General features: G+C 51.7%; 21 protein-coding genes. 14 read left to right on the top strand and 7 right to left on the bottom strand.

All coding sequences use genetic code 11. From position 1 onward, the window contains the following. Positions 1-98: 98 nt before the first annotated feature. The 3 genes from OGY33_RS22300 to mtnN are packed head-to-tail and all read right to left on the bottom strand — an operon-like array spanning position 99 to position 2,250. Positions 99-722 carry a TRIC cation channel family protein gene (locus tag OGY33_RS22300; protein WP_003829199.1) on the bottom strand — a complete coding sequence of 208 codons (624 nt, stop codon included), beginning with the start codon at positions 720-722 and terminating at the stop codon, positions 99-101. 36 nt (positions 723-758) lie between these two features. Then, complete coding sequence (btuF, locus tag OGY33_RS22295) at positions 759-1,559, bottom strand: vitamin B12 ABC transporter substrate-binding protein BtuF (protein ID WP_003829197.1); 801 nt, start codon at positions 1,557-1,559, stop codon at positions 759-761. Next, the gene (gene mtnN, locus OGY33_RS22290; RefSeq protein WP_048214894.1) at positions 1,552-2,250 is read right to left on the bottom strand and encodes a 5'-methylthioadenosine/S-adenosylhomocysteine nucleosidase; all 699 of its coding nucleotides are present in this window, start codon (positions 2,248-2,250) and stop codon (positions 1,552-1,554) included. The genes btuF and mtnN overlap by 8 nt, the downstream gene beginning before the upstream one ends. 83 nt (positions 2,251-2,333) lie before the next feature. Here mtnN and dgt point away from each other — a divergent pair, with 83 nt between their 5' ends. The 3 genes from dgt (at position 2,334) to cdaR (ending at position 6,720) form a co-directional block, all read left to right on the top strand. Then, positions 2,334-3,851 (top strand): dGTPase, encoded by a 1,518-nt coding sequence (dgt, locus tag OGY33_RS22285; protein ID WP_048214893.1) that lies wholly within the window; start codon positions 2,334-2,336, stop codon positions 3,849-3,851. Positions 3,852-3,980: 129 nt separating this feature from the next. Next, positions 3,981-5,414 (top strand): serine endoprotease DegP, encoded by a 1,434-nt coding sequence (gene degP / locus OGY33_RS22280; RefSeq protein WP_003829191.1) that lies wholly within the window; start codon positions 3,981-3,983, stop codon positions 5,412-5,414. 148 nt (positions 5,415-5,562) lie between these two features. Beyond that, the gene (gene cdaR / locus OGY33_RS22275) at positions 5,563-6,720 is read left to right on the top strand and encodes a DNA-binding transcriptional regulator CdaR (RefSeq protein WP_003829189.1); all 1,158 of its coding nucleotides are present in this window, start codon (positions 5,563-5,565) and stop codon (positions 6,718-6,720) included. Positions 6,721-6,807: 87 nt separating this feature from the next. On the opposite strand, the gene OGY33_RS22270 is transcribed toward cdaR, so the two are convergent. From OGY33_RS22270 to map, 4 genes are all read right to left on the bottom strand, one after another. After that, entirely contained in the window at positions 6,808-7,194 is a 387-nt protein-coding gene (locus tag OGY33_RS22270) for a DUF3461 family protein (RefSeq protein WP_005132126.1), read from the bottom strand. 109 nt (positions 7,195-7,303) lie between these two features. Next, on the bottom strand, positions 7,304-8,128 hold the full coding sequence (gene dapD, locus OGY33_RS22265) for a 2,3,4,5-tetrahydropyridine-2,6-dicarboxylate N-succinyltransferase (protein ID WP_003829186.1): 825 nt from the start codon (positions 8,126-8,128) through the stop codon (positions 7,304-7,306). A 31-nt stretch (positions 8,129-8,159) separates the two neighbouring features. Beyond that, a complete protein-coding gene (gene glnD / locus OGY33_RS22260; RefSeq protein ID WP_191238847.1) occupies positions 8,160-10,832 on the bottom strand; it encodes a bifunctional uridylyltransferase/uridylyl-removing protein GlnD in 2,673 nt (890 codons plus the stop codon). A gap of 113 nt (positions 10,833-10,945) precedes the next feature. Next, entirely contained in the window at positions 10,946-11,740 is a 795-nt protein-coding gene (gene map, locus OGY33_RS22255) for a type I methionyl aminopeptidase (protein WP_103014365.1), read from the bottom strand. 324 nt (positions 11,741-12,064) lie between these two features. Between map and rpsB the strand changes: the two genes are divergently transcribed. The 11 genes from rpsB to lpxD all read left to right on the top strand — a co-directional run bounded on the left by rpsB (position 12,065) and on the right by lpxD (position 23,990). After that, positions 12,065-12,790, top strand: a complete 726-nt coding sequence (gene rpsB / locus OGY33_RS22250; protein ID WP_003018553.1) for a 30S ribosomal protein S2 — start codon at positions 12,065-12,067, stop codon at positions 12,788-12,790. Between the two features lie 136 nt (positions 12,791-12,926). Continuing rightward, positions 12,927-13,778, top strand: coding sequence for a translation elongation factor Ts (gene tsf / locus OGY33_RS22245; protein WP_003018551.1), 852 nt, complete (start codon positions 12,927-12,929; stop codon positions 13,776-13,778). Between the two features lie 145 nt (positions 13,779-13,923). Next, positions 13,924-14,649, top strand: coding sequence for a UMP kinase (gene pyrH, locus OGY33_RS22240; RefSeq protein WP_003018549.1), 726 nt, complete (start codon positions 13,924-13,926; stop codon positions 14,647-14,649). A 139-nt stretch (positions 14,650-14,788) separates the two neighbouring features. After that, the gene (frr, locus tag OGY33_RS22235) at positions 14,789-15,346 is read left to right on the top strand and encodes a ribosome recycling factor (protein ID WP_003018547.1); all 558 of its coding nucleotides are present in this window, start codon (positions 14,789-14,791) and stop codon (positions 15,344-15,346) included. Positions 15,347-15,529: 183 nt separating this feature from the next. Beyond that, the gene (gene ispC, locus OGY33_RS22230; protein WP_191238846.1) at positions 15,530-16,726 is read left to right on the top strand and encodes a 1-deoxy-D-xylulose-5-phosphate reductoisomerase; all 1,197 of its coding nucleotides are present in this window, start codon (positions 15,530-15,532) and stop codon (positions 16,724-16,726) included. Between the two features lie 187 nt (positions 16,727-16,913). Then, positions 16,914-17,672 carry a (2E,6E)-farnesyl-diphosphate-specific ditrans,polycis-undecaprenyl-diphosphate synthase gene (gene ispU, locus OGY33_RS22225; protein ID WP_008786266.1) on the top strand — a complete coding sequence of 253 codons (759 nt, stop codon included), beginning with the start codon at positions 16,914-16,916 and terminating at the stop codon, positions 17,670-17,672. A gap of 12 nt (positions 17,673-17,684) precedes the next feature. Continuing rightward, a complete protein-coding gene (cdsA, locus tag OGY33_RS22220; RefSeq protein WP_003829174.1) occupies positions 17,685-18,542 on the top strand; it encodes a phosphatidate cytidylyltransferase in 858 nt (285 codons plus the stop codon). 11 nt (positions 18,543-18,553) lie between these two features. After that, on the top strand, positions 18,554-19,906 hold the full coding sequence (gene rseP, locus OGY33_RS22215) for a sigma E protease regulator RseP (protein ID WP_048227062.1): 1,353 nt from the start codon (positions 18,554-18,556) through the stop codon (positions 19,904-19,906). A 29-nt stretch (positions 19,907-19,935) separates the two neighbouring features. Beyond that, positions 19,936-22,353, top strand: coding sequence for an outer membrane protein assembly factor BamA (bamA, locus tag OGY33_RS22210; protein WP_103014362.1), 2,418 nt, complete (start codon positions 19,936-19,938; stop codon positions 22,351-22,353). Between the two features lie 122 nt (positions 22,354-22,475). Next, positions 22,476-22,961 (top strand): molecular chaperone Skp, encoded by a 486-nt coding sequence (gene skp, locus OGY33_RS22205; RefSeq protein WP_016151765.1) that lies wholly within the window; start codon positions 22,476-22,478, stop codon positions 22,959-22,961. 3 nt (positions 22,962-22,964) lie between these two features. Continuing rightward, on the top strand, positions 22,965-23,990 hold the full coding sequence (lpxD, locus tag OGY33_RS22200; protein ID WP_003018531.1) for a UDP-3-O-(3-hydroxymyristoyl)glucosamine N-acyltransferase: 1,026 nt from the start codon (positions 22,965-22,967) through the stop codon (positions 23,988-23,990). Positions 23,991-24,044 lie beyond the last annotated feature (54 nt).

Below are 24,044 nucleotides of genomic sequence, written 5' to 3'. Positions count from 1 at the left end.
GTCTGATGTTGTAGGCCCGGTAAGCGTAGCGCCACCGGGCAATGTGCCGGATGGCGGCGTAAACGCCTTATCCGGCCTACATGTTCTGTATCGTCATATCAACGCCCGTTATCATCCAGCGCAAACGTCGGCAATTTCAGATGCCAGCGAATGGCGGCAAGCCGAATCAGCAGCGTGACAATCATCCCCATCATACTGGCGTTTTCCAGTGAAACATCAAAGGTATAAAACGCTGTCGCATGCACGATCCCGCCGATAATACAGGCTGTGGCGTAGATCTCGGTGCGCAAAATCATCGGGACTTCACGAGCTAACACATCGCGAATGATCCCACCACCAACGCCGGTAATCACCCCCATACAAATCGCCACCAGCGGCCCTGTTCCTGCGAGAAATGCCTTGTTGACCCCAATACCCACGAACACCGCCAGACCAACGGCATCCAGCACCGGAAGGATCCATTTCGGTATGCGTCTTGGTTGACGTACCAACAGGATCGTCAGCATGCTGGTGATCATCGCCACCACCAGATCGGTCGGATCCTTAACCCAAAAAACCGGTCCATTATCCAGCGCCATATCGCGGATCGTGCCACCACCAACGGCGGTAACCACGCCGAGTACCAGGACGCCAAACGGATCCATACGTAATTTTCCGGCCAGTAATACGCCAGAGATTGCAAATACTGCGGTGCCGACAATATCAAGCCAATAGACGAGCATGTTTAAATCCTCACAACAGACCTGGTGGGGCAGGCGCTAATTTATCTGTGAAAGCGCATTACAGAGTTGTTTTGCGGCGAGGATAATACGCGGGCTCGCGCGTTCGAACCAGTCACTATTAAGTGTAATAATGGGTATTTTTAGCTGGTTTCCCCAGTATTGCTCAATTTTCAGAGTTTCGCCCGGACCGCCTGTGGCAACAATAGCCTGGGGGGCTCGTGCCAGGACCTGCTCACGGCTAACCTGCGGCCAGGGAACCCGACTACCGGCAAAGATGTTTTCTCCGCCGCATACCTCAAGAACTTCGTGCTGAATAGAACCTTTTCCACTGGTAAACAGAGGATTGGCACCAAACTGGAGAAACACGCGTTTTTTCGGTTTGTTGGCATACTGAGATTTAAGTAAAGCATAGTCATCAAGCATGGTTTGCGCCGCCTGTTTAGCTTGTTCAGGCTTGGGGCTCCATGCCGCTAATTGGCGTAGCGCATCGGCAACCTGCTCAATGGTAACGGCGTCCACCCAGATGACCTTAATACCCAGAGAGGTTAGTTGATTCACCTGCCGCTCAGCATTTCCCCCGCGCCAGGCGACAACCAAATCAGGTTTCAGCGCCACAATACGTTCAAGATTCATCCCTTGCCAGGTTGAGACTTCCTCAATATTTTTGGCTTCTGGCGGGTAGTTTGAATAGCTGCTGACGCCAACGGGGGTAATGCCAGCGGCAAAAGCGAGTTCAGTATTGGCAGGAGAAAGCGTCACAACACGCGGAGCGGCGTAAAGGAACGCCGGGAGAGTGAAAAGCAGGGCGACCAGCGCCCTGGAGAGTAATTTAGCCATGCGCCAGTTTCTGTACCAGCGTTTCGACCATCAGGCTTGACTGCTTCGCGGCAACCACCAGGAATTCGTCAAAGCTGAGATGGGACTGCTGATCGGCAACGTCAGAGATAGCGCGAACCACGACAAATGGCACGTTAAAGTTGTGGCAAACGTGCGCAATTGCGGTCGCTTCCATCTCAACGGCAATCGCCTGCGGGAAGTTATGCTTAATTTTAGCCAGCCCCACGGAACCATTAATGAAGGCGTCGCCGCTGACGATAAGTCCGCGAACGGCGTTCAGATTGAGTTCGGCGATGCAAGACTCTGCGGCAGCAATCAACGTAGGATCAGCTTTAAAACCAGCCGGGCAGCCCGGTAGCTGACCAAATTCATAACCAAAGGCAGTGACGTCGGCGTCGTGATAGCGCGCTTCGTCAGAAACTACGATATCCCCGACTTTCAGCGTAGAGGCCAAGCCACCCGCAGAACCGGTATTAATGATGGCATCCGGCTTGCAGCGTTCAAGCAGCAGCGTAGCGCCCAGTGCCGCAGCCACTTTACCGATACCCGATTTCAGCAGCGCAACCTCTGTACCGTTCAGTTGGCCGGTGTAAATTTCACAACCGCCGAGCGCGATGGTCTGACGGTTTTCGATTTTGTCACGCAGCAGCGTAACTTCTTCTTCCATTGCACCAATGATGCCGATTTTCATAGATTTACTCGCGATAAGCCAGATTTGAGGGCATAGTCTATCATGCGCTTAAGGGGTAGCGCATTTCTCAGGCGGGAGAGGACATGGCACAGATCGATTTCCGAAAAAAAATAAACTGGCATCGTCGTTACCGTTCGCCGCAGGGCGTGAAGACTGAGCATGAGATCCTGCGTATTTTCGAAAGCGATCGCGGACGTATTATCAATTCACCGGCCATTCGCCGACTGCAACAAAAGACCCAGGTCTTTCCGCTGGAACGTAATGCGGCGGTGCGCACGCGTTTAACGCACTCAATGGAAGTTCAGCAGGTTGGCCGCTATATCGCGAAAGAGATCCTCAGCCGACTAAAAGAGCAAAAGTTGCTGGAGCAGTATGGCCTGGATGAACTGACGGGGCCGTTTGAAAGTATTGTCGAAATGTCCTGCCTGATGCATGACATTGGCAATCCGCCGTTTGGCCATTTTGGGGAAGCGGCGATTAATGACTGGTTCCGCCAGCGGCTGTATCCCGCAGACGCAGAAAGTCAGCCCCTAAGTGATGACCGCTGCCAGGTGGCGGCATTACGGTTGCGTGAAGGCGAGGAGTCGCTGAATGATATTCGCCGTAAGGTACGCCAGGACCTGTGCCATTTTGAAGGCAATGCGCAGGGTATTCGCCTTGTGCATACGTTGATGCGTATGAACCTTACCTGGGCGCAGGTTGGCGGTATTTTAAAATATACCCGTCCAGCGTGGTGGCGCGGCAGTGCACCCGAAACACACAATTATTTAATGAAGAAGCCGGGTTATTACCTTTCTGAAGAACCGTATATTGAGCGGTTGCGTAAAGAATTATCATTAGCGCCTTACAGTCGCTTTCCATTAACCTGGATTATGGAAGCTGCCGATGATATCTCTTATTGCGTAGCGGATCTGGAAGATGCCGTTGAGAAAAGAATCTTTAGCGTCGAGCAGCTTTATCACCATCTGCATGAGGCGTGGGGGCAACATGAAAAAGGTTCCCTGTTTATCCAGGTTGTTGAGAACGCCTGGGAAAAATCACGTTCAAATACATTAAGCCGGAGTACCGAAGATCAGTTCTTTATGTATTTACGCGTCAATACGCTGAATAAACTGGTGCCGTATGCGGCCCAGCGGTTTATTGATAATTTGCCGCAGATTTATGAAGGCAGCTTTAATCATGCGCTGCTAGAAGATGCCAGTAGCTTCAGCCAGCTACTGGGCGTTTATAAAAATGTGGCAGTAAAACATGTGTTTAGCCATCCGGATGTTGAACAACTGGAATTACAGGGCTATCGGGTGATCAGCGGGTTGCTGGAGATCTATCAGCCGTTATTAAAAATGTCTCAGTCAGATTTTTCTGAACTGGTCGACAATGAAAGAGTAAAACGTTTTCCTATCGAGTCCCGTTTATTTCAGAAGTTGTCTACCCGCCATCGTCTTGCGTATGTTGAGGCGGTTAGTAAAATATCGACGGGGTGCGCCGAGTATTCGGTTCTGGAATATTATTATCGCTGCCGGTTGATCCAGGATTATATCAGCGGGATGACGGATTTGTATGCCTGGGATGAATATCGTCGCTTGATGGCCGTAGAACAATAAATACTCATTTGTAAAGACGGACAATAAAATTTTACTTTTTCCTTAAACTTAATTCTGGAACTTAGCGCTATAAAACGACTCTGACGTATACAGCAATTTTGCGTTACCTGTTAATCGAGAACGAAACACATGAAAAAAACCACATTAGCAATGAGTGCACTGGCTCTGAGTTTAGGTTTGGCGTTGTCCCCCCTGTCTGCTACAGCGGCTGAGACGTCGTCTTCAGCAATGACCGCCCAACAGATGCCAAGCCTGGCCCCGATGCTCGAAAAAGTGATGCCATCGGTGGTAAGTATTAACGTCGAGGGGAGCACGACGGTAAATACGCCGCGCATGCCGCGTAATTTCCAGCAGTTCTTCGGTGATAATTCACCGTTCTGCCAGGACGGTTCTCCGTTCCAGAGTTCTCCGTTCTGCCAGGGCGGCGCACCGGGCGCTGACAATGGCGGCGGCCAGCAGCAGAAATTTATGGCACTCGGTTCCGGCGTAATTATTGATGCCGCGAAAGGGTATGTCGTGACCAATAACCACGTGGTAGATAACGCCACGGTGATTAAAGTTCAGTTGAGCGATGGTCGTAAATTTGACGCGAAGATCGTGGGTAAAGATCCGCGCTCCGATATCGCGCTGATCCAAATTCAGGATCCGAAAAACCTGACGGCGATTAAGCTGGCAGATTCCGATGCGCTGCGCGTGGGTGATTACACCGTGGCAATTGGTAACCCGTTTGGTCTTGGTGAAACGGTGACTTCCGGTATTGTTTCTGCGCTGGGACGTAGTGGCCTGAACGCGGAGAACTACGAAAACTTTATTCAGACGGATGCTGCGATCAACCGGGGTAACTCCGGTGGTGCGCTGGTCAACCTGAACGGTGAGCTGATCGGTATTAACACCGCGATCCTCGCACCGGACGGTGGTAACATCGGTATCGGTTTTGCGATCCCAAGCAACATGGTGAAAAACCTGACCTCGCAGATGGTTGAGTTTGGCCAGGTTAAACGCGGTGAGCTGGGCATTATGGGTACCGAGCTGAGCTCTGAGCTGGCGAAAGCGATGAAAGTTGACGCCCAGCGTGGCGCATTCGTCAGCCAGGTGATGCCGAACTCTTCCGCAGCGAAAGCGGGGATTAAAGCCGGGGATGTGATTACCTCCCTGAACGGCAAACCTATCAGCAGCTTCGCCGCCCTGCGTGCGCAGGTCGGTACGATGCCGGTTGGCAGCAAAATCACCCTGGGTCTGCTGCGTGACGGTAAGCCGGTCACCGTGAACCTGGAATTGCAGCAGAGCAGCCAGACTCAGGTTGACTCCAGTTCTATCTTTAAAGGCATCGAAGGTGCCGATATGAGCAACAAAGGCCAGGACAAAGGTGTCGTGGTAAGCGACGTGAAACCGAATTCTCCGGCTGCACAGATTGGCCTGAAGAAAGGGGATGTGATTATCGGCGCGAACCAGCAGCCGGTGAAAAACATCGCTGAACTGCGCAAAATCCTCGACAGCAAACCGGCTGTACTGGCGCTGAACATTCAGCGCGGTGACAGCTCCATCTATCTGTTGATGCAGTAATCTCCCTCAACCCCTTCCTGCACAGGAAGGGGTTTCTTTTTGTGATACTTCCCACAACTCCATACTTCTCCCTTTCGCTTTGTGCATTTGCACAATGTCGCCGCTTATTATCTTCCCTATGCTTGAGCTCTGCTCACAGGAGGGGTTTATGGCTGGTTGGCATCTTGATACCAAAATGGCGCAGGATATCGTGGCGCGTACCATGCGCATCATTGATACCAATATCAACGTAATGGATGCCCGTGGGCGGATAATCGGCAGCGGCGATCGCGAACGTATTGGTGAATTGCACGAAGGCGCGCTGCTGGTGCTTTCGCAGGGTCGGGTGGTCGATATCGACGATGCGGTGGCCCGGCATTTGCACGGTGTACGACAGGGGATAAACCTGCCTCTACGTCTGGAAGGCGAAATCGTTGGCGTTATCGGCCTTACCGGCGAGCCGGAGCATCTGCGCAAATACGGCGAGTTAGTATGTATGACCGCCGAAATGATGCTGGAACAGTCGCGCTTGATGCATCTGTTAGCGCAGGATAGCCGTCTGCGTGAAGAGCTGGTGATGAACCTGATTCAGGCGGAAGAGAATACGCCAGCGCTGATGGAATGGGCCCAGCGTTTAGGCATTGATTTGAACCAGCCACGCGTGGTGGCGGTGTTGGAGGTCGATAGTGGCCAGCTTGGCGTTGACAGTGCGATGGCGGAGTTACAGCAATTGCAGAATGCGTTGACCACACCCGAACGTAATAATCTGATTGCGATTGTTTCCCTGACCGAGATGGTGGTGCTGAAACCGGCGCTCAATCAGTTTGGCCGCTGGGACGCTGAAGATCATCGTAAGCGCGTTGAGCAGCTTATTGCCCGTATGAAAGAGAACGGACAGCTGCGTTTTCGCGTATCGCTGGGCAACTATTTTACCGGGCCCGGTAGCATTGCCCGTTCGTATCGTACGGCGCGCACTACCATGATGGTCGGCAAGCAGCGGATGCCGGAAAGCCGTAGCTATTTCTATCAGGATTTGATGCTGCCAGTACTGCTGGACAGCCTGCGCGGCGGCTGGCAGGCCAATGAACTGGCGCGTCCGTTGGTGAGGCTGAAAGCGATGGATAACAATGGGTTGCTGCGTCGGACATTGGCGGCATGGTTTCGTCATAACGTCCAGCCGCTGGCCACCTCAAAGGCACTGTTTATTCACCGCAATACGCTGGAATATCGCCTGAATCGTATTTCAGAACTGACCGGGCTGGATCTGGGGAATTTTGACGACAGACTGCTGCTGTATGTGGCGTTACAGTTAGATGAGCAGCATTGATTAATTGCCTGATGGCGCTACGCTTATCAGGCAAAATGCCGGGTGGCGGCTTCGCCTTACCCGGCCTACGAATACATTCACGTGCGGTTATTTACGCGTCAGTTTTTCCAGATCGGCTTCAATTTCGCTGATCTTGTTGGTCACGACGCTTTCGAGATGGCGTAAATCATCAAGGATCTTGCGTTTAAGATCGACTTCGCTGCGATCGCGCTGGCAGATCTGATCCAGTTCATCGATCACATAGCGCAGGTTGGGACTGATCTCCTGCACTTCTTTGTAACCCTGGCCGATGCCATCAGCTACCACCGTTTTGCGCTGACGGGGATATTTGAACTTCACGCTCTTGGCAAAAAACTCGCCTTTATCCTTTTGGAAATAGATTTTCAGGATATCGTTGTTGGCTTCTTGCCGCAGGCTGTAACGATCGATTTCTTCAGGATTAGTAATGCCCAGACTTTTCAGATTGTCATACATAGCGGTACCCTTAAGCTCACTATAACCATTGAATAATTAACGAAAAGCCTTGTTTATGCCACTCGCAGATGTAAAAAAAGCGGGCTAAGCCCGCTTTTTCAAATCGCTGTTAGTCGATAGTGCGCAACAGTTCGTTGATTCCCACTTTGCCACGCGTTTTGGCATCGACTTTCTTCACAATCACCGCGCAGTACAGGCTGTATTTGCCATCTTTCGACGGCAGGTTGCCGGAGACGACCACGGAGCCTGCCGGAACGCGACCATAATGCACTTCGCCAGTTTCGCGATCGTAAATACGGGTGCTCTGACCGATGTACACGCCCATGGAGATAACAGAACCTTCTTCGACGATCACGCCTTCAACCACTTCAGAGCGTGCGCCGATGAAGCAGTTGTCTTCGATGATGGTTGGGTTAGCCTGCAACGGCTCCAGTACGCCGCCGATGCCAACGCCGCCGGACAGGTGTACGTTTTTACCGATTTGCGCACAGGAACCGACTGTTGCCCAGGTATCAACCATCGTACCTTCATCAACATAAGCTCCGATGTTTACGTAAGATGGCATCAGCACGGTGTTACGGGCGATAAACGCACCCTGACGCACGGCCGCAGGCGGAACCACGCGGAAACCTTCCTTCTGGAAGCGCGCTTCGTCGTAGTTGGCGAATTTCATCGGTACTTTATCGAAGTAACGGCTTTCCGCACCTTCGATGACCTGATTATCGTTAATACGGAAAGAGAGCAGGACCGCCTTTTTCAGCCACTGATGCGTGACCCACTGACCCTCAATCTTCTCTGCGACGCGCAGTGCACCGGAATCCAGTAAAGAAATAACCTGATTCACCGCTTCGCGGGTTACGGTATCTACATTTGCCGGAGTAATGTCGGCACGGCGCTCGAAAGCGGACTCAATAACGTTCTGTAACTGCTGCATTGTTAAACTCTTTCCATAATAAATAAAAACATCACCCTTTATCGTTTGGATTGAGGGCCTCTGTCAACCGTTGATGCACTTCCTGCTGCAGCTCATTATTAAGGGCGCGCCGGTCGGCGGTGGCGATTATGAATAAATCTTCTACTCGCTCGCCAATGGTTGTAATTCGGGCGCCATGCAGCGAAATTCCCAGATCGGCAAAAATCTGCCCGACCCGCGCCAGCAGGCCGGGCTGGTCGAGAGCGATAAGCTCCAGGAATGATTTTCGGTCGGTATGGGTCGGCAAAAAGGTGACCTCAGTATCGACGGTAAAGTGGCGTAATTTTGCCGGCTGGCGACGCGGTTGCGGTGGCTGCCAACTGCGCTGCGTGATGGCCTGTTCCAGTCCAAAACGGATCGCTTCATGTCGGTCTGAAGACAGCGGGCTGCCGTCCGGTTCCAGCACGATGAACGTATCCATCGCCATCCCATCGCGGGTAGTGAAAATCTGCGCATCGTGGACGCTAAGATTACGCCTGTCCAGTTCGGCGCAGACGGCGGCAAACAGGTAAGGGCGGTCAGGGCTCCAGATGAAAATTTCTGTCCCGCCGCGCGTGGCCTGTGGGCTGAGCAGGATCAGCGGCTTGCTGAGATCGTGTTGCAGCAGATGGCGCGCATGCCAGGCCAGCTGATTTGGGCTGTGACGCACGAAGTAGTTGGCGCGACAGCGTGACCAGATGTGGTGCAACGCTTCTTCATCAATGCTGTCCATTCGCAGTAGCGCCAGCGCCTGAAGCTGATGGTGGCGTACGCGCTCGCGCATATCCGGCGTATTTTGCATGCCACGACGGAGTTGTTTTTCCGTCGCGAAGTACAGCTCGCGTAGCAGGCTTTGCTTCCAGCTATTCCACAGCGTTTCGTTGGTGGCGCAAATATCCGCGACGGTCAGACACACCAAAAAGCGCAGACGGTGTTCCGTTTGTACCTCTTCGGCGAATTGCTTAATTACTTCGGGATCTTGAATATCGCGGCGCTGAGCGGTCACCGACATCAGCAAATGCTGGCGCACCAGCCACACGATCAGCTGCGTTTCGCGGGAATTCAGGCCGTGCAGTTCGGCGAACTTGAGCACATCCTGAGCGCCGAGTACCGAGTGATCGCCGCCGCGACCTTTGGCTATATCGTGGAAAAGCGCGGCAATCAGAATCAACTCCGGCTGTCGCAGACGCGGCCATAGATCCACGCATAGCGGATGGCGCTGACGGGTCTCTTCGTTGGCAAAACTTTCCAGCTTGAGCATTACGCGGATGGTGTGTTCATCCACCGTATAGGCATGAAACAGGTCAAACTGCATTTGGCCGACTATATGCGACCATTGCGGCATATAAGCCCACAACACGCTGTGGCGATGCATTGGCAGCAGACCGCGGCTCACCGCACCCGGATGACGCAACATACTGAGAAACAGCGATCGCGCTTCCGGGATGTAGCACAGCGGTTGGGTTAAATGACGGCGGGCATGACGCAGATGGCGCAGCGTGGTGGAGTAAATTCCGCTGATCGCGCTGTTACGCACCATGATGTAAAACATCCGCAGTATCGCTTCGGGTTTACGGATAAACAGGTCGTCGTTGCGCAGATCGATCAACGTGCCGCGCAGTTGAAAGTCGTCATCAATCGGGCGCGGTTTTTCATCGGCGGGCATGGCGAGGATCGCCTCGTCGAACAGTTGCAACAGCATGTGATTCAGTTCGCTGACCCGTCGGGTGACGCGGAAATAGTCTTTCATCATCCGCTCGATAGGCTCGTTGCCTTCGCCGCCGTAGTTTAGCCTTTGCGCCACGCTGAGCTGGCTGTCAAACAGCAGGCGGTTGTCGTAACGACTAACGACCAGATGCAGGGCGAAGCGAATCCGCCACAGGATATGCAAACATTCATTCAGCTCGGCGCGTTCAGCCAGTGTCAAAAAGCCGAAGCCGACCATTTCGTCCAGTGAGGTGGCGCCAAAATGGCGGCGGGCCACCCATTGCAGGGTATGGATATCGCGCAGGCCGCCGGGACTGCTTTTGATATCCGGCTCCAGGTTGTAGCTAGTGCCGTGATAGCGCTGGTGGCGCTGATTTTGCTCTTCCACTTTGGCGGCGTAAAACTTGTCGGAAGGCCAGAAACCTTCGCTAAAAATATGCTTTTGCAGCTCCAGAAACAGCGCCACATCGCCGATCAGCAGGCGAGTTTCAATCAGGTTGGTGGCGACGGTTAAATCTGACAATCCTTCCAGCAGACACTCTTCCAGCGTACGCACGCTATGCCCAACCTCCAGCCTCACGTCCCATAGCAGCGTTAACAGCTCACCGACTTTCTCGGCCTGCGCATCAGGCAGCTTTTTACGACTCAGTATCAGCAGGTCAATATCGGAAAGCGGGTGCAGTTCGCCGCGCCCGTAACCCCCAACGGCAACCAGCGCCAGGTCGGCAATTTGGCCAAAACCGGCTTCAATCCACAGGCGTTGTAGCAACTGGTCAATAAATTCGGTACGGGCCTCAATGAGCTGTTCTGCGGAAATTCCACTGTCAAACGCTTCGCCTAACCAGTTCTGGAAGGTGTCGATATGCGCTTTAATGCCGGAGCAGTTGAGATCTTGCTGTGGCCATGTCCCTGGGTTTTGCGGTTGGCCAGGCAGGGTGGGGAGGGCAGTATTTGCGTGCTGTTCAGGAAGAGTATTCATTATGCGCCACCCATTAAAAAGCCGGATGATGGCGTGAACGCCTTATCCGGCCTACTAAGTAGTACAATTTGTAGGCCTGATAAGATGCGAATGCATCGCCATCAGGCAAAACATTATTCGCCGTGTGTGATGATCGCTGGGATGGTGTCATCCTTGCGTAACGTCAGAATTTCACAGCCGTTTTCCGTCACTACAATAGTATGCTCGTACTGTGCAGACAAGCTCCGGTCTTTGGTTTTCACCGTCCAGCCGTCTTTCATGGTGCGGATGCGGTAATCACCGGCATTCAGCATCGGTTCTATGGTGAACGTCATGCCAGGCTGCAGTACCACACCACCGTCGTCTGCATCGTAGTGCAGAACCTGTGGCTCTTCATGGAAGCCGCGACCGATACCATGACCGCAGTATTCACGAACAACAGAGAAACCTTCGCCTTCCGCGTATTTCTGAATTGCAGCGCCCAGCGTGCGCAGGCGAATGCCCGGTTTTACCATCCGCAGCGCCAGATACAGGCTTTCCTGTGTGACGCGGCACAGACGTTCGCCAAGAATAGTAGGTTTGCCGACGATAAACATCTTGGAGGTATCGCCGTGGTACTCGTCTTTAATCACGGTTACGTCGATGTTGACGATATCACCATCTTTCAGGTGCTTGGCGTCGTCCGGGATCCCGTGACACACCACTTCATTAATAGAGATACATACGGATTTCGGATAGCCGTGATAGCCCAGGCAGGCGGAAATGGCCTGCTGCTCATTCACGATGTAGTCATTACAGAGGCGATCCAGCTCGCCGGTGCTGACGCCCGGTTTAACAAACGGTTCGATCATTTCCAGTACATCAGCGGCCAGGCGGCCAGCGATGCGCATTTTTTCGATTTCTTCAGGGGTCTTGATTGAGATAGCCATGAATTCTGTCCATCAGTGTCGATTATTTCGACAATAATTGTGTAAGTGCTGTCAATGGTATCAGTCTGGGGTGTACCCTGCCAAATTGAGAATCATTAACAGCACAGACCGCCAACAATTATTGGTGTCGGTGGCGTATTTGTGGTATAAAGCGCGCCGGACTTCCGATCCATTCGAAGACTACACACGATGGACGGGAGCGACAAATCTCACTTTGTGTAACAACACACACGTATCGGCACATATTCCGGGGTGCCCTTTGGGGTCGGTAATATGGGATGCGTGGAGGCTTAACCCCAACTTTTATATATAGAGGTTTTAATCATGGCAACTGTTTCCATGCGCGACATGCTCAAGGCTGGTGTTCACTTCGGTCACCAGACCCGTTACTGGAACCCGAAAATGAAGCCGTTCATCTTCGGTGCGCGTAACAAAGTTCACATCATCAACCTTGAGAAAACTGTACCGATGTTCAACGAAGCTCTGGCTGAACTGAACAAGATCTCTGCTCGTAAAGGTAAAATCCTTTTCGTTGGTACTAAACGCGCTGCAAGCGAAGCGGTGAAAGAAGCTGCTAACAGCTGCGACCAGTTCTTCGTGAACCATCGCTGGCTGGGCGGTATGCTGACTAACTGGAAAACCGTTCGTCAGTCCATCAAACGTCTGAAAGATCTGGAAACTCAGTCTCAGGACGGTACTTTCGAAAAGCTGACCAAGAAAGAAGCGCTGATGCGTACTCGTGAGCTTGAGAAACTGGAAAACAGCCTGGGCGGTATCAAAGACATGGGCGGTCTGCCGGACGCTCTGTTCGTAATCGATGCTGACCACGAGCATATTGCTATCAAAGAAGCAAACAACCTGGGTATCCCAGTATTTGCTATCGTTGATACCAACTCTGATCCGGACGGTGTTGACTTCGTTATCCCGGGTAACGACGACGCAATCCGTGCTGTGACCCTGTACCTGGGCGCTGTAGCTACTACCGTTCGTGAAGGCCGTTCTCAGGATCTGGCTTCCCAGGCGGAAGAAAGCTTCGTAGAAGCTGAATAATAAGGCACGCTCGTTAGAGCCCTTATAGACCAGGTAGTATCACGTTTGGTTAGGGGGCCTGTATATGGCCCCCTTTTTCACTTTTAAATCTGTGCGGTTTCATGCCGGGCAGATCAAATCTTCCGAGGATTTTAGAATGGCTGAAATTACCGCATCCCTGGTAAAAGAGCTGCGTGAGCGTACTGGCGCAGGCATGATGGATTGCAAAAAAGCACTGACTGAAGCTAATGGCGACATCGAGCTGGCAATCGAAAACATGCGTAAGTCCGGTGCAATCAAAGCGGCGAAAAAAGCAGGCAACGTTGCTGCTGACGGCGTAATCAAAACCAAAATCGACGGCAACATCGCTTTCATTCTGGAAGTTAACTGCCAGACTGACTTCGTTGCTAAAGATGCTGGTTTCCAGGCATTTGCTGACAAAGTACTGGACGCTGCCGTTGCTGGCAAAATCACTGACGTTGAAGTTCTGAAAGCACAGTTCGAAGAAGAACGTGTTGCTCTGGTTGCTAAAATCGGTGAGAACATCAACATCCGTCGCGTTGCTTCCCTGGAAGGCGAAGTTCTGGGTAACTACCAGCACGGTGCTCGTATCGGTGTTCTGGTTGCTGCAACTGGCGCTGACGAAGAACTGGTTAAACAGCTGGCAATGCACGTTGCTGCAAGCAAACCAGAATTCGTTAAACCGGAAGACGTTTCCGCTGAAGTGGTAGAAAAAGAATACCAGGTTCAGCTGGACATCGCTATGCAGTCTGGCAAGCCGAAAGAAATCGCAGAGAAAATGGTTGAAGGCCGCATGAAGAAATTCACCGGCGAAGTTTCTCTGACCGGTCAGCCTTTCGTCATGGAACCGAGCAAATCTGTTGGTCAGCTGCTGAAAGAGCATAACGCTGACGTAACTGGTTTCATCCGCTTTGAAGTGGGTGAAGGCATCGAGAAAGTTGAGACTGACTTTGCAGCAGAAGTTGCTGCGATGTCCAAGCAGTCTTAATTTTTAAAGGAGCCGCCTGAGGGCGGCTTCTTTTTGTGTCTGGCTTGTAAATTCAGCGAACCGCTATAGTGGTCATGCTGAAAAGCGACATACAATGTCGCTGGAATTAACTCATCTCATTCGTTGACAGTCTCAGGAAAGAAACATGGCTACCAATGCAAAACCCGTCTACAAACGTATTCTGCTTAAGTTAAGTGGCGAAGCTCTGCAAGGTTCAGAAGGCTTCGGTATTGATGCAAGCATCCTCGACCGCATGGCTCAGGAAATCAAAGAGCTGGTTGAGCTGGGTATTCAGGTTGGCGTAGTGATTGGTGGTGGTAACCTGTTCCGTGGCGCTGGTCTGGCGAAAGCGGGGATGAACCGCGTTGTGGGCGACCACATGGGCATGTTAGCCACCGTAATGAACGGTCTGGCGATGCGCGATGCGCTTCACCGCGCCTATGTGAACGCTCGCTTGATGTCCGCAATTCCTCTGAACGGCGTGTGTGATAACTACAGCTGGGCCGAAGCTATCAGCCTGCTGCGTAACAACCGCGTTGTTATTTTGTCTGCGGGTACCGGCAATCCGTTCTTCACCACCGATTCTGCAGCCTGCCTGCGCGGTATTGAAATTGAAGCGGATGTGGTTCTGAAAGCCACCAAAGTCGATGGCGTATTTACTGCCGACCCGGCTAAAGATCCAACGGCGACTATGTACGAACAGTTGACCTACACTGAAGTACTGGATAAAGAGCTGAAAGTAATGGATCTTGCCGCGTTCACGCTGGCTCGTGACCACAAATTACCGATTCGTGTCTTTAACATGAACAAACCAGGTGCACTGCGCCGTGTTGTTATGGGTGAAAAAGAAGGCACGTTAATCACGGAATAATTCCCGTTGCGGCTAAATGCAGGTAATATTCCGCTTTAATGTCGCGGGATACGTCCCTCAAAATTAATCAAGACTATACTTGTCACATCTTGCGTGGCGGGTATGGTCTGACTGAAACAAGCTTTCAAGGATTCGTAACGTGATCAACGATATCAGAAAAGATGCTGAAGTACGCATGGACAAATGCGTCGAAGCGTTCAAAAACCAAATCAGCAAAATTCGCACGGGTCGTGCTTCTCCTAGCCTGCTGGATGGTATTGTCGTGGAATATTACGGCACGCCGACTCCGCTGCGCCAGCTGGCAAGCGTAACGGTTGAAGATTCCCGTACCCTGAAAATCAACGTATTTGACCGTTCTATGGGTCCAGCCGTTGAAAAAGCAATCATGGCTTCCGACCTCGGTCTGAATCCAAGCTCTGCGGGCTCTGACATCCGCGTTCCGCTGCCGCCGCTGACCGAAGAACGTCGTAAAGATCTGACCAAGATCGTACGTGGTGAAGCTGAAGGCGCGCGTGTTGCGGTACGTAACGTACGCCGCGATGCAAACGACAAAGTGAAAGCGTTGTTGAAAGAAAAAGAGATCAGCGAAGATGACGATCGCCGTTCTCAGGACGACGTACAGAAACTGACTGACGCAGCAATCAAGAAAGTTGATGCGGCGCTGGCAGAGAAAGAAGCAGAACTGATGCAGTTCTGATTCGCCTGTACGCTAAAAACGCCGCTTAGAAGGCCTGAGAAGGCTGGATGGCGGCGTTTTGCTTTTTTCTGTCTACATACTCTAAATAATTCAAGTTGCAGGAAGGCGGTGACGCCAAAGGCCGAGTAAAGCCAACGTACATGCAACTTGAAGTATGACGAGTAAAATTCTTCTGGATGTCCGATGAAGCAATTAACCATCCTGGGATCAACCGGTTCCATTGGTTGCAGTACGCTGGATGTAGTACGCCATAACCCGGAAAAATTTCGTGTTGCTGCGTTGGTGGCGGGTAAAAATGTTGCCCGTATGGTAGAGCAATGCCTGGAGTTTGCACCTCGCTATGCGGTAATGGATGATGAAAAAAGCGCGGCACAGGTAAAAGCTGCTCTTTTGGCACAGGGTAGCCGTACCGAGGTGATGAGCGGGCAGCAGGCTGCCTGTGATATGGCTGCGCTGGATGATGTTGATCAGGTCATGGCGGCGATTGTCGGCGCAGCGGGTTTGCTGCCGACGCTGGCAGCAATTCGTGCGAGCAAAAGCATTTTGCTGGCGAATAAAGAATCGCTGGTGACCTGCGGCCGTCTGTTTATGGACGACGTGAAACGCCACAAAGCGCAGCTTTTGCCGGTAGATAGCGAGCATAACGCGATTTTTCAGAGTTTACCGCAACCTATCCAACACAATCTGGGATACGCTGACCTTGAGCAAAACGGCGTCATGTCAGTTCTGCTTACCGGGTCTGGTGGCCCATTCCGTGAAACGCCATTGCGCGAGCTGGTCTCTATGACCCCCGATCAGGCATGCCGTCATCCGAATTGGTCGATGGGACGAAAAATCTCTGTCGATTCCGCCACCATGATGAACAAAGGTCTGGAATACATTGAAGCGCGTTGGTTATTTAATGCCAGTGCAAGCCAGATGGAAGTGCTGATTCACCCGCAGTCGGTTATTCATTCGATGGTCCGTTATCAGGATGGTAGTGTTCTGGCGCAGTTGGGTGAACCTGATATGCGTACACCTATTGCCCATACGATGGCATGGCCAGAACGTGTGACGTCCGGTGTTAAGCCTGTCGACTTTTGCAAACTCAGTGCGTTGACGTTTTCCGCACCTGATTACCAGCGTTATCCGTGCCTGAAACTGGCGATGGACGCGTTTGAGCAAGGTCAGGCGGCGACGACCGCACTCAATGCCGCGAATGAAATTACCGTTGCCGCATTCCTGGCGCAGCAGATCCGATTTACCGATATTGCCGATCTCAATTTATCTGTACTGGATAAGATGGATTTGCAGGAACCGCAGAGCGTTGACGACGTGTTGAAGGTCGATGCCATCGCGCGGGAAGTCGCCAGAAAAGAAGTGATGCGACTCTCAAGCTGATGATAATCCCTCTACGGAGAATCGTGCTATTTGTTAGCGTTGGGCTTCAGTGATATAGTCTGCGCCACCCGATCGCGGGTATTTGCTTTTTTTCGGTCGGGTAAGCCGTGGTTTGACACGGCTTTTTTGTGGATAGGCTTCAGTATTCCTGAGTACCGTAAATCCTTTCAGGGACTAATAACGCGTTATGTTGTCTGCAACTAAACCATTAAGCGAAAATTTGCCAGCACATGGTTGTCGCCATGTCGCAATTATCATGGATGGCAATGGCCGCTGGGCGAAAAAGCAAGGGAAGATTCGCGCCTTTGGGCATAAGGCTGGAGCAAAATCCGTCCGCCGGGCTGTCTCTTTTGCTGCAAATAACGGTATTGATGCGTTAACGCTGTATGCCTTTAGCAGTGAGAACTGGAACCGACCTGCGCAGGAAGTGAGCGCGTTAATGGAACTGTTTGTGTGGGCACTTGATAGCGAAGTGAAAAACCTACATCGCCATAACGTACGCCTGCGTATTATCGGGGATATCAGTCGATTTAACTCACGTTTGCAAGAACGGATTCGCAAATCAGAAGCGATTACCGCCCAGAATACCGGGTTGACGCTGAATATTGCAGCGAATTACGGTGGACGGTGGGATATTGTCCAGGGAGTCAGGCAACTGGCACAACAGGTGCAGGACGGTGTGCTGCATCCTGAGCAAATCGATGAAGAGATGCTTGGGCAGCAAATTTGTATGCATGAGCTGGCTCCTGTGGATTTAGTGATAAGGACTGGGGGAGAGCACCGAATTAGTAATTTTCTGTTGTGGCAAATTGCCTATGCCGAACTTTACTTTACCGATGTTCTCTGGCCCGATTTCGATGAACAAGACTTTGAAGGTGCGCTGCATGCCTTTGCTAATCGTGAGCGTCGTTTCGGCGGCACCGAACCCGGTGATGAAAAAGCCTGATGGGGGTCGCTTTTGCTGAAGTATCGCCTGATTTCTGCTTTTGTTTTAATACCCGTTGTCATCGCGGCGCTGTTTTTGCTGCCGCCGGTGGGGTTCGCCATTGTTACGTTGGTCGTCTGTATGTTGGCCGCCTGGGAGTGGGGACAGTTAAGCGGTTTTACCACGCGTACGCAGCGAGTCTGGCTGGCGGTTTTGTGCGGGCTATTGCTGGCACTGATGCTATTTTTGCTGCCAGAATACCATCGCGATATCCATCAACCGCTGGTTGAAGTATCGCTGTGGGCGTCGCTGGGCTGGTGGGTCGTAGCGCTGTTACTGGTATTGTTTTACCCAGGTTCTGCGTCGGTCTGGCGTAATTCCAAAACATTACGCATAATTTTCGGCGTGTTAACCATTGTCCCGTTCTTTTGGGGAATGCTGGCGCTACGTGCATGGCACTATGATGAGAATCATTATAGTGGCGCGCTATGGCTGCTGTATGTCATGATCCTCGTTTGGGGAGCGGACTCTGGTGCGTATATGTTTGGTAAGCTGTTTGGCAAACATAAGCTGGCACCGAAGGTTTCTCCTGGTAAAACCTGGCAGGGTTTTATTGGCGGACTCGCCACTGCGGCCGTGATCTCATGGGGTTATGGCATGTGGGCGAATCTTGAAGTTGCGCCTGTCACCTTGCTCATTTGCTCCATCGTTGCAGCCCTGGCCTCCGTGCTGGGTGACCTGACCGAGAGTATGTTTAAGCGTGAAGCAGGTATTAAGGACAGTGGTCACTTAATTCCAGGACACGGCGGTATTCTGGATCGTATTGATAGCCTGACGGCTGCGGTACCGGTCTTTGCCTGCCTGTTGTTACTGGTGTTCAGGACGCTCTAACGGATGGTCTTATGCTGAGTATTCTCTGGAATTTGGCTGCATTCATCATCGCACTTGGTGTGCTTATCACCGTGCATGAATTTGGTCATTTCTGGGTTGCGCGGCGCTGCGGAGTCCGCGTCGAACGCTTTTCCATTGGCTTTGGAAAAGCGCTTTGGCGGCGTACCGATAAATCAGGTACGGAATACGTCATCGCCATGATTCCCCTCGGCGGTTACGTCAAAATGCTGGATGAGCGCGCTGAACCGGTCGCACCGGAATTGCGCCATTACGCCTTCAACAATAAAACGGTTGGACAACGTGCTGCTATTATCGCCGCAGGTCCGATTGCAAACTTCCTTTTTGCTATTTTTGCTTATTGGCTGGTGTTTATCATTGGCGTCCCTGGCGTTCGTCCGGTTATTGGTGAAATAACACCCAACTCGATTGCTGCACAGGCGCAAATTCAGCCGGGTACGGAACTAAAAGCGGTTGATGGCATCGAAACCCCTGATTGGGATGCCGTGCGATTGCAACTGGTATCCAAAATTGGCGATGAGCATACGACCCTCAGCGTGGCGCAATTTGGCAGTAACCAGCGACAGGACAAAACGCTGGATTTACGCCATTGGACATTTGAGCCAGACAAAGAGGATCCTGTCTCTAGTTTGGGCATGCGTCCGCGTGGTCCGCAGATTGAACCGGTACTGTCAGAAGTGCAGGTTAACTCCGCTGCAAGTAAGGCAGGTTTGCAAGCTGGCGACAGGATCGTTAAAGTCAATGGTCAGTCGCTGACGCAATGGATGACGTTCGTGACGCTGGTGCGCGATAATCCGGATACGCCGTTAGCGCTAGATATTGAAAGACAAGGAAGTTCCTTGTCTTTAACGTTAACCCCAGATTCAAAACAGGTTAACGGTAAGGCAGAAGGGTTTGCGGGCGTGGTGCCTAAAGTTATTCCTCTGCCTGATGAGTATAAGACTGTACGCCAGTATGGACCATTCAGCGCCATCCTCGAAGCCTCGGATAAAACGTGGCAGTTGATGAAGCTGACGGTCAGTATGCTGGGAAAATTGATTACCGGTGATGTAAAACTGAACAACCTCAGTGGGCCGATTTCTATCGCCCAGGGGGCTGGGATGTCAGCGGAGTTCGGGATTATTTATTACCTGATGTTCCTTGCGCTTATCAGCGTGAACTTAGGGATAATCAACCTGTTTCCGTTGCCCGTTCTTGACGGGGGGCATCTGCTGTTCCTGGCGATTGAAAAGCTGAAGGGCGGTCCGGTATCCGAGCGGGTTCAAGACTTTAGTTATCGCATTGGCTCTATCTTGCTGGTGTTGTTAATGGGGCTTGCACTTTTCAATGATTTCTCTCGGTTGTAAGAGAGTGTTAGGAAGAACGCATAATAACGATGGCGATGAAAAAGTTGCTCATAGCGTCGCTGCTGTTTAGCAGCGCCACCGTATACGGTGCTGAAGGGTTCGTAGTGAAGGACATTCATTTCGAAGGCCTACAGCGAGTCGCCGTTGGTGCGGCTCTCCTCAGTATGCCGGTGCGCACAGGCGACACGGTTAATGATGAAGACATCAGTAATACCATTCGTGCTCTGTTCGCCACCGGAAACTTTGAGGATGTCCGCGTCCTGCGCGATGGTGATACCCTTCTGGTTCAGGTAAAAGAACGCCCGACGATTGCCAGCATCACTTTCTCCGGTAACAAATCGGTGAAAGATGACATGCTGAAGCAAAACCTCGAGGCGTCTGGCGTGCGTGTTGGCGAGTCTCTGGATCGCACAACGCTTGCCGATATCGAAAAGGGCCTGGAAGATTTCTACTATAGCGTCGGTAAGTACAGCGCCAGTGTGAAAGCGGTGGTGACGCCGTTGCCGCGTAACCGCGTTGACCTCAAGCTGGTCTTCCAGGAAGGTGTTTCGGCGAAGATCCAACAGATCAATATCGTCGGCAACCATGCCTTCTCGACTGACGAACTTATCTCTCACTTCCAGTTGCGTGACGAAGTGCCGTGGTGGAACGTGGTGGGCGATCGTAAATACCAGAAACAGAAGCTGGCGGGCGACCTTGAAACCCTGCGTAGCTACTATCTGGATCGCGGTTATGCTCGCTTCAATATTGATTCCACTCAGGTCAGCCTGACGCCGGATAAAAAAGGCATCTACATCACCGTTAACATCACTGAAGGCGAGCAGTACAAGCTTTCTGGGGTTCAGGTGAGCGGTAACCTGGCCGGGCACTCCGCCGAAATTGAGACCCTGACGAAGATCGAGCCAGGTGAACTCTATAACGGCACCAAAGTGACCAAAATGGAAGATGACATCAAGAAGCTTCTGGGTCGCTATGGCTATGCCTATCCGCGCGTACAGTCGCAGCCTGAAATCAACGACGCTGACAAAACCGTTAAATTGCGTGTAAACGTGGATGCGGGTAACCGTTTCTATGTGCGTAAGATCCGTTTTGAAGGTAATGACACTTCTAAAGACTCCGTTCTGCGTCGCGAAATGCGTCAGATGGAAGGCGCATGGTTGGGCAGCGATTTGGTCGACCAGGGTAAAGAGCGTCTGAACCGTCTGGGTTACTTTGAAACTGTTGATACTGATACTCAGCGTGTTCCAGGCCGTCCAGATCAGGTTGATGTTGTCTACAAGGTTAAAGAGCGTAACACCGGTAGCTTTAACTTCGGCGTCGGTTACGGTACCGAGAGCGGCGTGAGCTTCCAGGCTGGCGTTCAGCAGGATAACTGGTTAGGTACCGGTTATTCTGTTGGGATTAACGGCACCAAAAACGACTACCAGACCTATACTGAGTTGTCTGTCACTAACCCGTACTTCACTGTTGATGGTGTGAGCCTTGGTGGCCGCGTCTTCTATAACGACTTTGAAGCGGATGATGCAGACCTGTCCGACTATACCAACAAAAGTTATGGTACAGACGTGACGCTGGGCTTCCCGGTCAACGAATACAACACGTTGCGTGCGGGCCTGGGTTATGTACATAACAAACTGTCCAATATGCAGCCGCAGGTTGCGATGGATCGTTACCTTGAGTCAATGGGTGAGACCAATACTAACAGCTTTGCTGCGGATGACTTCACCTTTAACTATGGTTGGACATATAACAAGCTTGACCGTGGCTACTTCCCAACGGAAGGTACGCGCGTCAACCTGAACGGCAAAGTCACCATTCCGGGTTCTGACAACGAATACTATAAAGCGACGTTGGATACCGCGACCTATGTACCGATCGATGATGACCATAAATGGGTCGTCCTGGGTCGTACCAAGGTAGGTTATGGAGACGGTATAGGCAGCAAAGAGTTGCCGTTCTACGAGAACTTCTATGCGGGTGGCTCCAGCACTGTGCGTGGCTTCCAGTCTAATACCATCGGTCCGAAAGCGGTCTATAAACCTGGGGCTTACGCCGGCGATACTGACAGCTACGAAGAGTGTACCAATAAAGACGGTTCGTACTGTAAATCAGACGATGCGGTCGGTGGTAACGCCATGGCCGTAGCCAGCCTGGAATTTATTACCCCGACGCCGTTTATCAGCGATAAGTATGCTAACTCGGTCCGTACCTCCTTCTTCTGGGATATGGGTACCGTTTGGGATACTAACTGGCAGGATAGCGATCAAACTCGCGCTATTGGGGTTCCAGATTACGGTGATCCGAGCAATATCCGTATGTCTGCAGGTATCGCGTTACAATGGATGTCCCCATTGGGGCCGTTGGTTTTCTCCTACGCCCAGCCGTTCAAGAAGTACGATGGAGACAAAGCGGAACAGTTCCAGTTTAACATTGGTAAAACCTGGTAACTGTTCTTCGCAAAGGAATGTAGTGGTAGTGTAGCGATGACTTTAGGCGATCTTGCATGGGATCGCCTGGCCACGCAAAGAACTGCACCTTTGGGTGCAAATGGGATGGTAAGGAGTTAATTGTGAAAAAGTGGTTATTAGCTGCAGGTCTCGGTTTAGCGATGGCAACGTCCGCACAGGCTGCTGACAAAATTGCAATCGTCAACATGGGTAGCCTGTTCCAACAGGTTGCACAGAAGACGGGTGTTTCTGCTACGCTGGAAAACGAGTTCAAAGGCCGTGCCAGCGAACTGCAGCGTATGGAATCCGATCTGCAATCTAAAATGCAGCGTCTGCAATCAATGAAAGCAGGTAGCGATCGTACCAAGCTGGAAAAAGACGTCATGGCTCAGCGCCAGACTTTCTCTCAGAAAGCTCAGGCTTTCGAGCAGGATCGTGCACGTCGTTCCAACGAAGAACGTGGCAAACTGGTTACTCGTATCCAGACAGCTGTGAAATCTGTTGCTAACAGCCAGAGCATCGATCTGGTCGTTGACGCAAACACCGTTGCATACAACAGCAGCGATGTAAAAGACATCACCGCTGACGTACTGAAACAGGTTAAATAAGTAATGCCTTCAATTCGACTGGCTGATTTAGCAGAGCAGTTGGATGCAGAATTACACGGTGATGGCGATATCGTCATCACCGGCGTAGCGTCCATGCAATCTGCGCAAACTGGCAATATCACGTTCATGGTGAATCCTAAATACCGTGAACATTTAGGCGTATGCCAGGCGTCTGCCGTTGTGATGACGCAGGACGATCTTCCTTTTGCTAAGAGTGCGGCGCTGGTAGTGAAGAATCCCTACCTGACCTATGCACGTATGGCGCAAATTTTAGATACCACGCCTCAGCCTGCACAGAACATTGCACCCAGTGCAGTGATCGATGCAACGGCGAAGCTGGGTAATAATGTCTCTGTGGGCGCAAATGCGGTCATTGAGTCTGGCGTAGAACTGGGCGATAACGTGGTTATCGGTGCAGGTTGCTTCGTCGGAAAAAATACCAAAATCGGTGCAGGTTCACGCTTGTGGGCGAATGTGACGATTTACCACGACATCCAGATCGGTGAAAATTGCCTGATCCAGTCCAGCACCGTCGTTGGATCTGATGGATTTGGTTACGCGAACGATCGTGGTAACTGGGTGAAGATCCCCCAGCTTGGTCGCGTGATTATCGGCGATCGCGTCGAGATCGGCGCTTGTACCACCATTGACCGTGGTGCTCTGGACGATACTGTGATCGGTAATGGTGTTATCATTGATAACCAGTGCCAGATTGCGCATAACGTTGTGATTGGCGACAATACGGCGGTAGCCGGTGGCGTCATTATGGCGGGTAGCCTGAAGATTGGCCGTTATTGCATGATTGGCGGTGCCAGCGTGATCAATGGGCATATGGAAATATGCGACAAAGTTACGGTAACTGGCATGGGTATGGTGATGCGTCCTATCACTGAACCTGGCGTCTACTCCTCAGGCATTCCGCTACAACCCAACAAGGTATGGCGTAAAACAGCTGCACTGGTGATGAATATTGATGATATGAGCAAGCGCCTCAAAGCGATTGAGCGCAAGGTTAATCAACAAGACTAAAGCACCGTTTTTGCATGTCTGACTTTTCGGCCTGTCCCATTCATACGATTGCGA

The organism is Citrobacter sp. Cpo032 (assembly GCF_030332975.1).
Classification (GTDB): domain Bacteria; phylum Pseudomonadota; class Gammaproteobacteria; order Enterobacterales; family Enterobacteriaceae; genus Citrobacter; species Citrobacter portucalensis.
The sequence above is the reverse complement of the archived record's forward strand: the minus strand, read 5'-3'. Positions and strand labels throughout refer to the sequence as shown.

Coding starts and splice junctions, on each gene's coding strand:
- OGY33_RS22300 (WP_003829199.1), bottom strand. CDS start 722: ATGCTCGTCTATTGGCTTGATATTGTCGGCACCGCAGTATTTGCAATC.
- glnD (WP_191238847.1), bottom strand. CDS start 10,832: ATGAATACTCTTCCTGAACAGCACGCAAATACTGCCCTCCCCACCCTG.
- ispU (WP_008786266.1), top strand. CDS start 16,914: ATGTTGTCTGCAACTAAACCATTAAGCGAAAATTTGCCAGCACATGGT.
- rseP (WP_048227062.1), top strand. CDS start 18,554: ATGCTGAGTATTCTCTGGAATTTGGCTGCATTCATCATCGCACTTGGT.
- tsf (WP_003018551.1), top strand. CDS start 12,927: ATGGCTGAAATTACCGCATCCCTGGTAAAAGAGCTGCGTGAGCGTACT.
- mtnN (WP_048214894.1), bottom strand. CDS start 2,250: ATGAAAATCGGCATCATTGGTGCAATGGAAGAAGAAGTTACGCTGCTG.
- cdaR (WP_003829189.1), top strand. CDS start 5,563: ATGGCTGGTTGGCATCTTGATACCAAAATGGCGCAGGATATCGTGGCG.
- dgt (WP_048214893.1), top strand. CDS start 2,334: ATGGCACAGATCGATTTCCGAAAAAAAATAAACTGGCATCGTCGTTAC.
- btuF (WP_003829197.1), bottom strand. CDS start 1,559: ATGGCTAAATTACTCTCCAGGGCGCTGGTCGCCCTGCTTTTCACTCTC.
- ispC (WP_191238846.1), top strand. CDS start 15,530: ATGAAGCAATTAACCATCCTGGGATCAACCGGTTCCATTGGTTGCAGT.
- pyrH (WP_003018549.1), top strand. CDS start 13,924: ATGGCTACCAATGCAAAACCCGTCTACAAACGTATTCTGCTTAAGTTA.
- degP (WP_003829191.1), top strand. CDS start 3,981: ATGAAAAAAACCACATTAGCAATGAGTGCACTGGCTCTGAGTTTAGGT.
- map (WP_103014365.1), bottom strand. CDS start 11,740: ATGGCTATCTCAATCAAGACCCCTGAAGAAATCGAAAAAATGCGCATC.
- rpsB (WP_003018553.1), top strand. CDS start 12,065: ATGGCAACTGTTTCCATGCGCGACATGCTCAAGGCTGGTGTTCACTTC.
- bamA (WP_103014362.1), top strand. CDS start 19,936: ATGGCGATGAAAAAGTTGCTCATAGCGTCGCTGCTGTTTAGCAGCGCC.
- dapD (WP_003829186.1), bottom strand. CDS start 8,128: ATGCAGCAGTTACAGAACGTTATTGAGTCCGCTTTCGAGCGCCGTGCC.
- lpxD (WP_003018531.1), top strand. CDS start 22,965: ATGCCTTCAATTCGACTGGCTGATTTAGCAGAGCAGTTGGATGCAGAA.
- OGY33_RS22270 (WP_005132126.1), bottom strand. CDS start 7,194: ATGTATGACAATCTGAAAAGTCTGGGCATTACTAATCCTGAAGAAATC.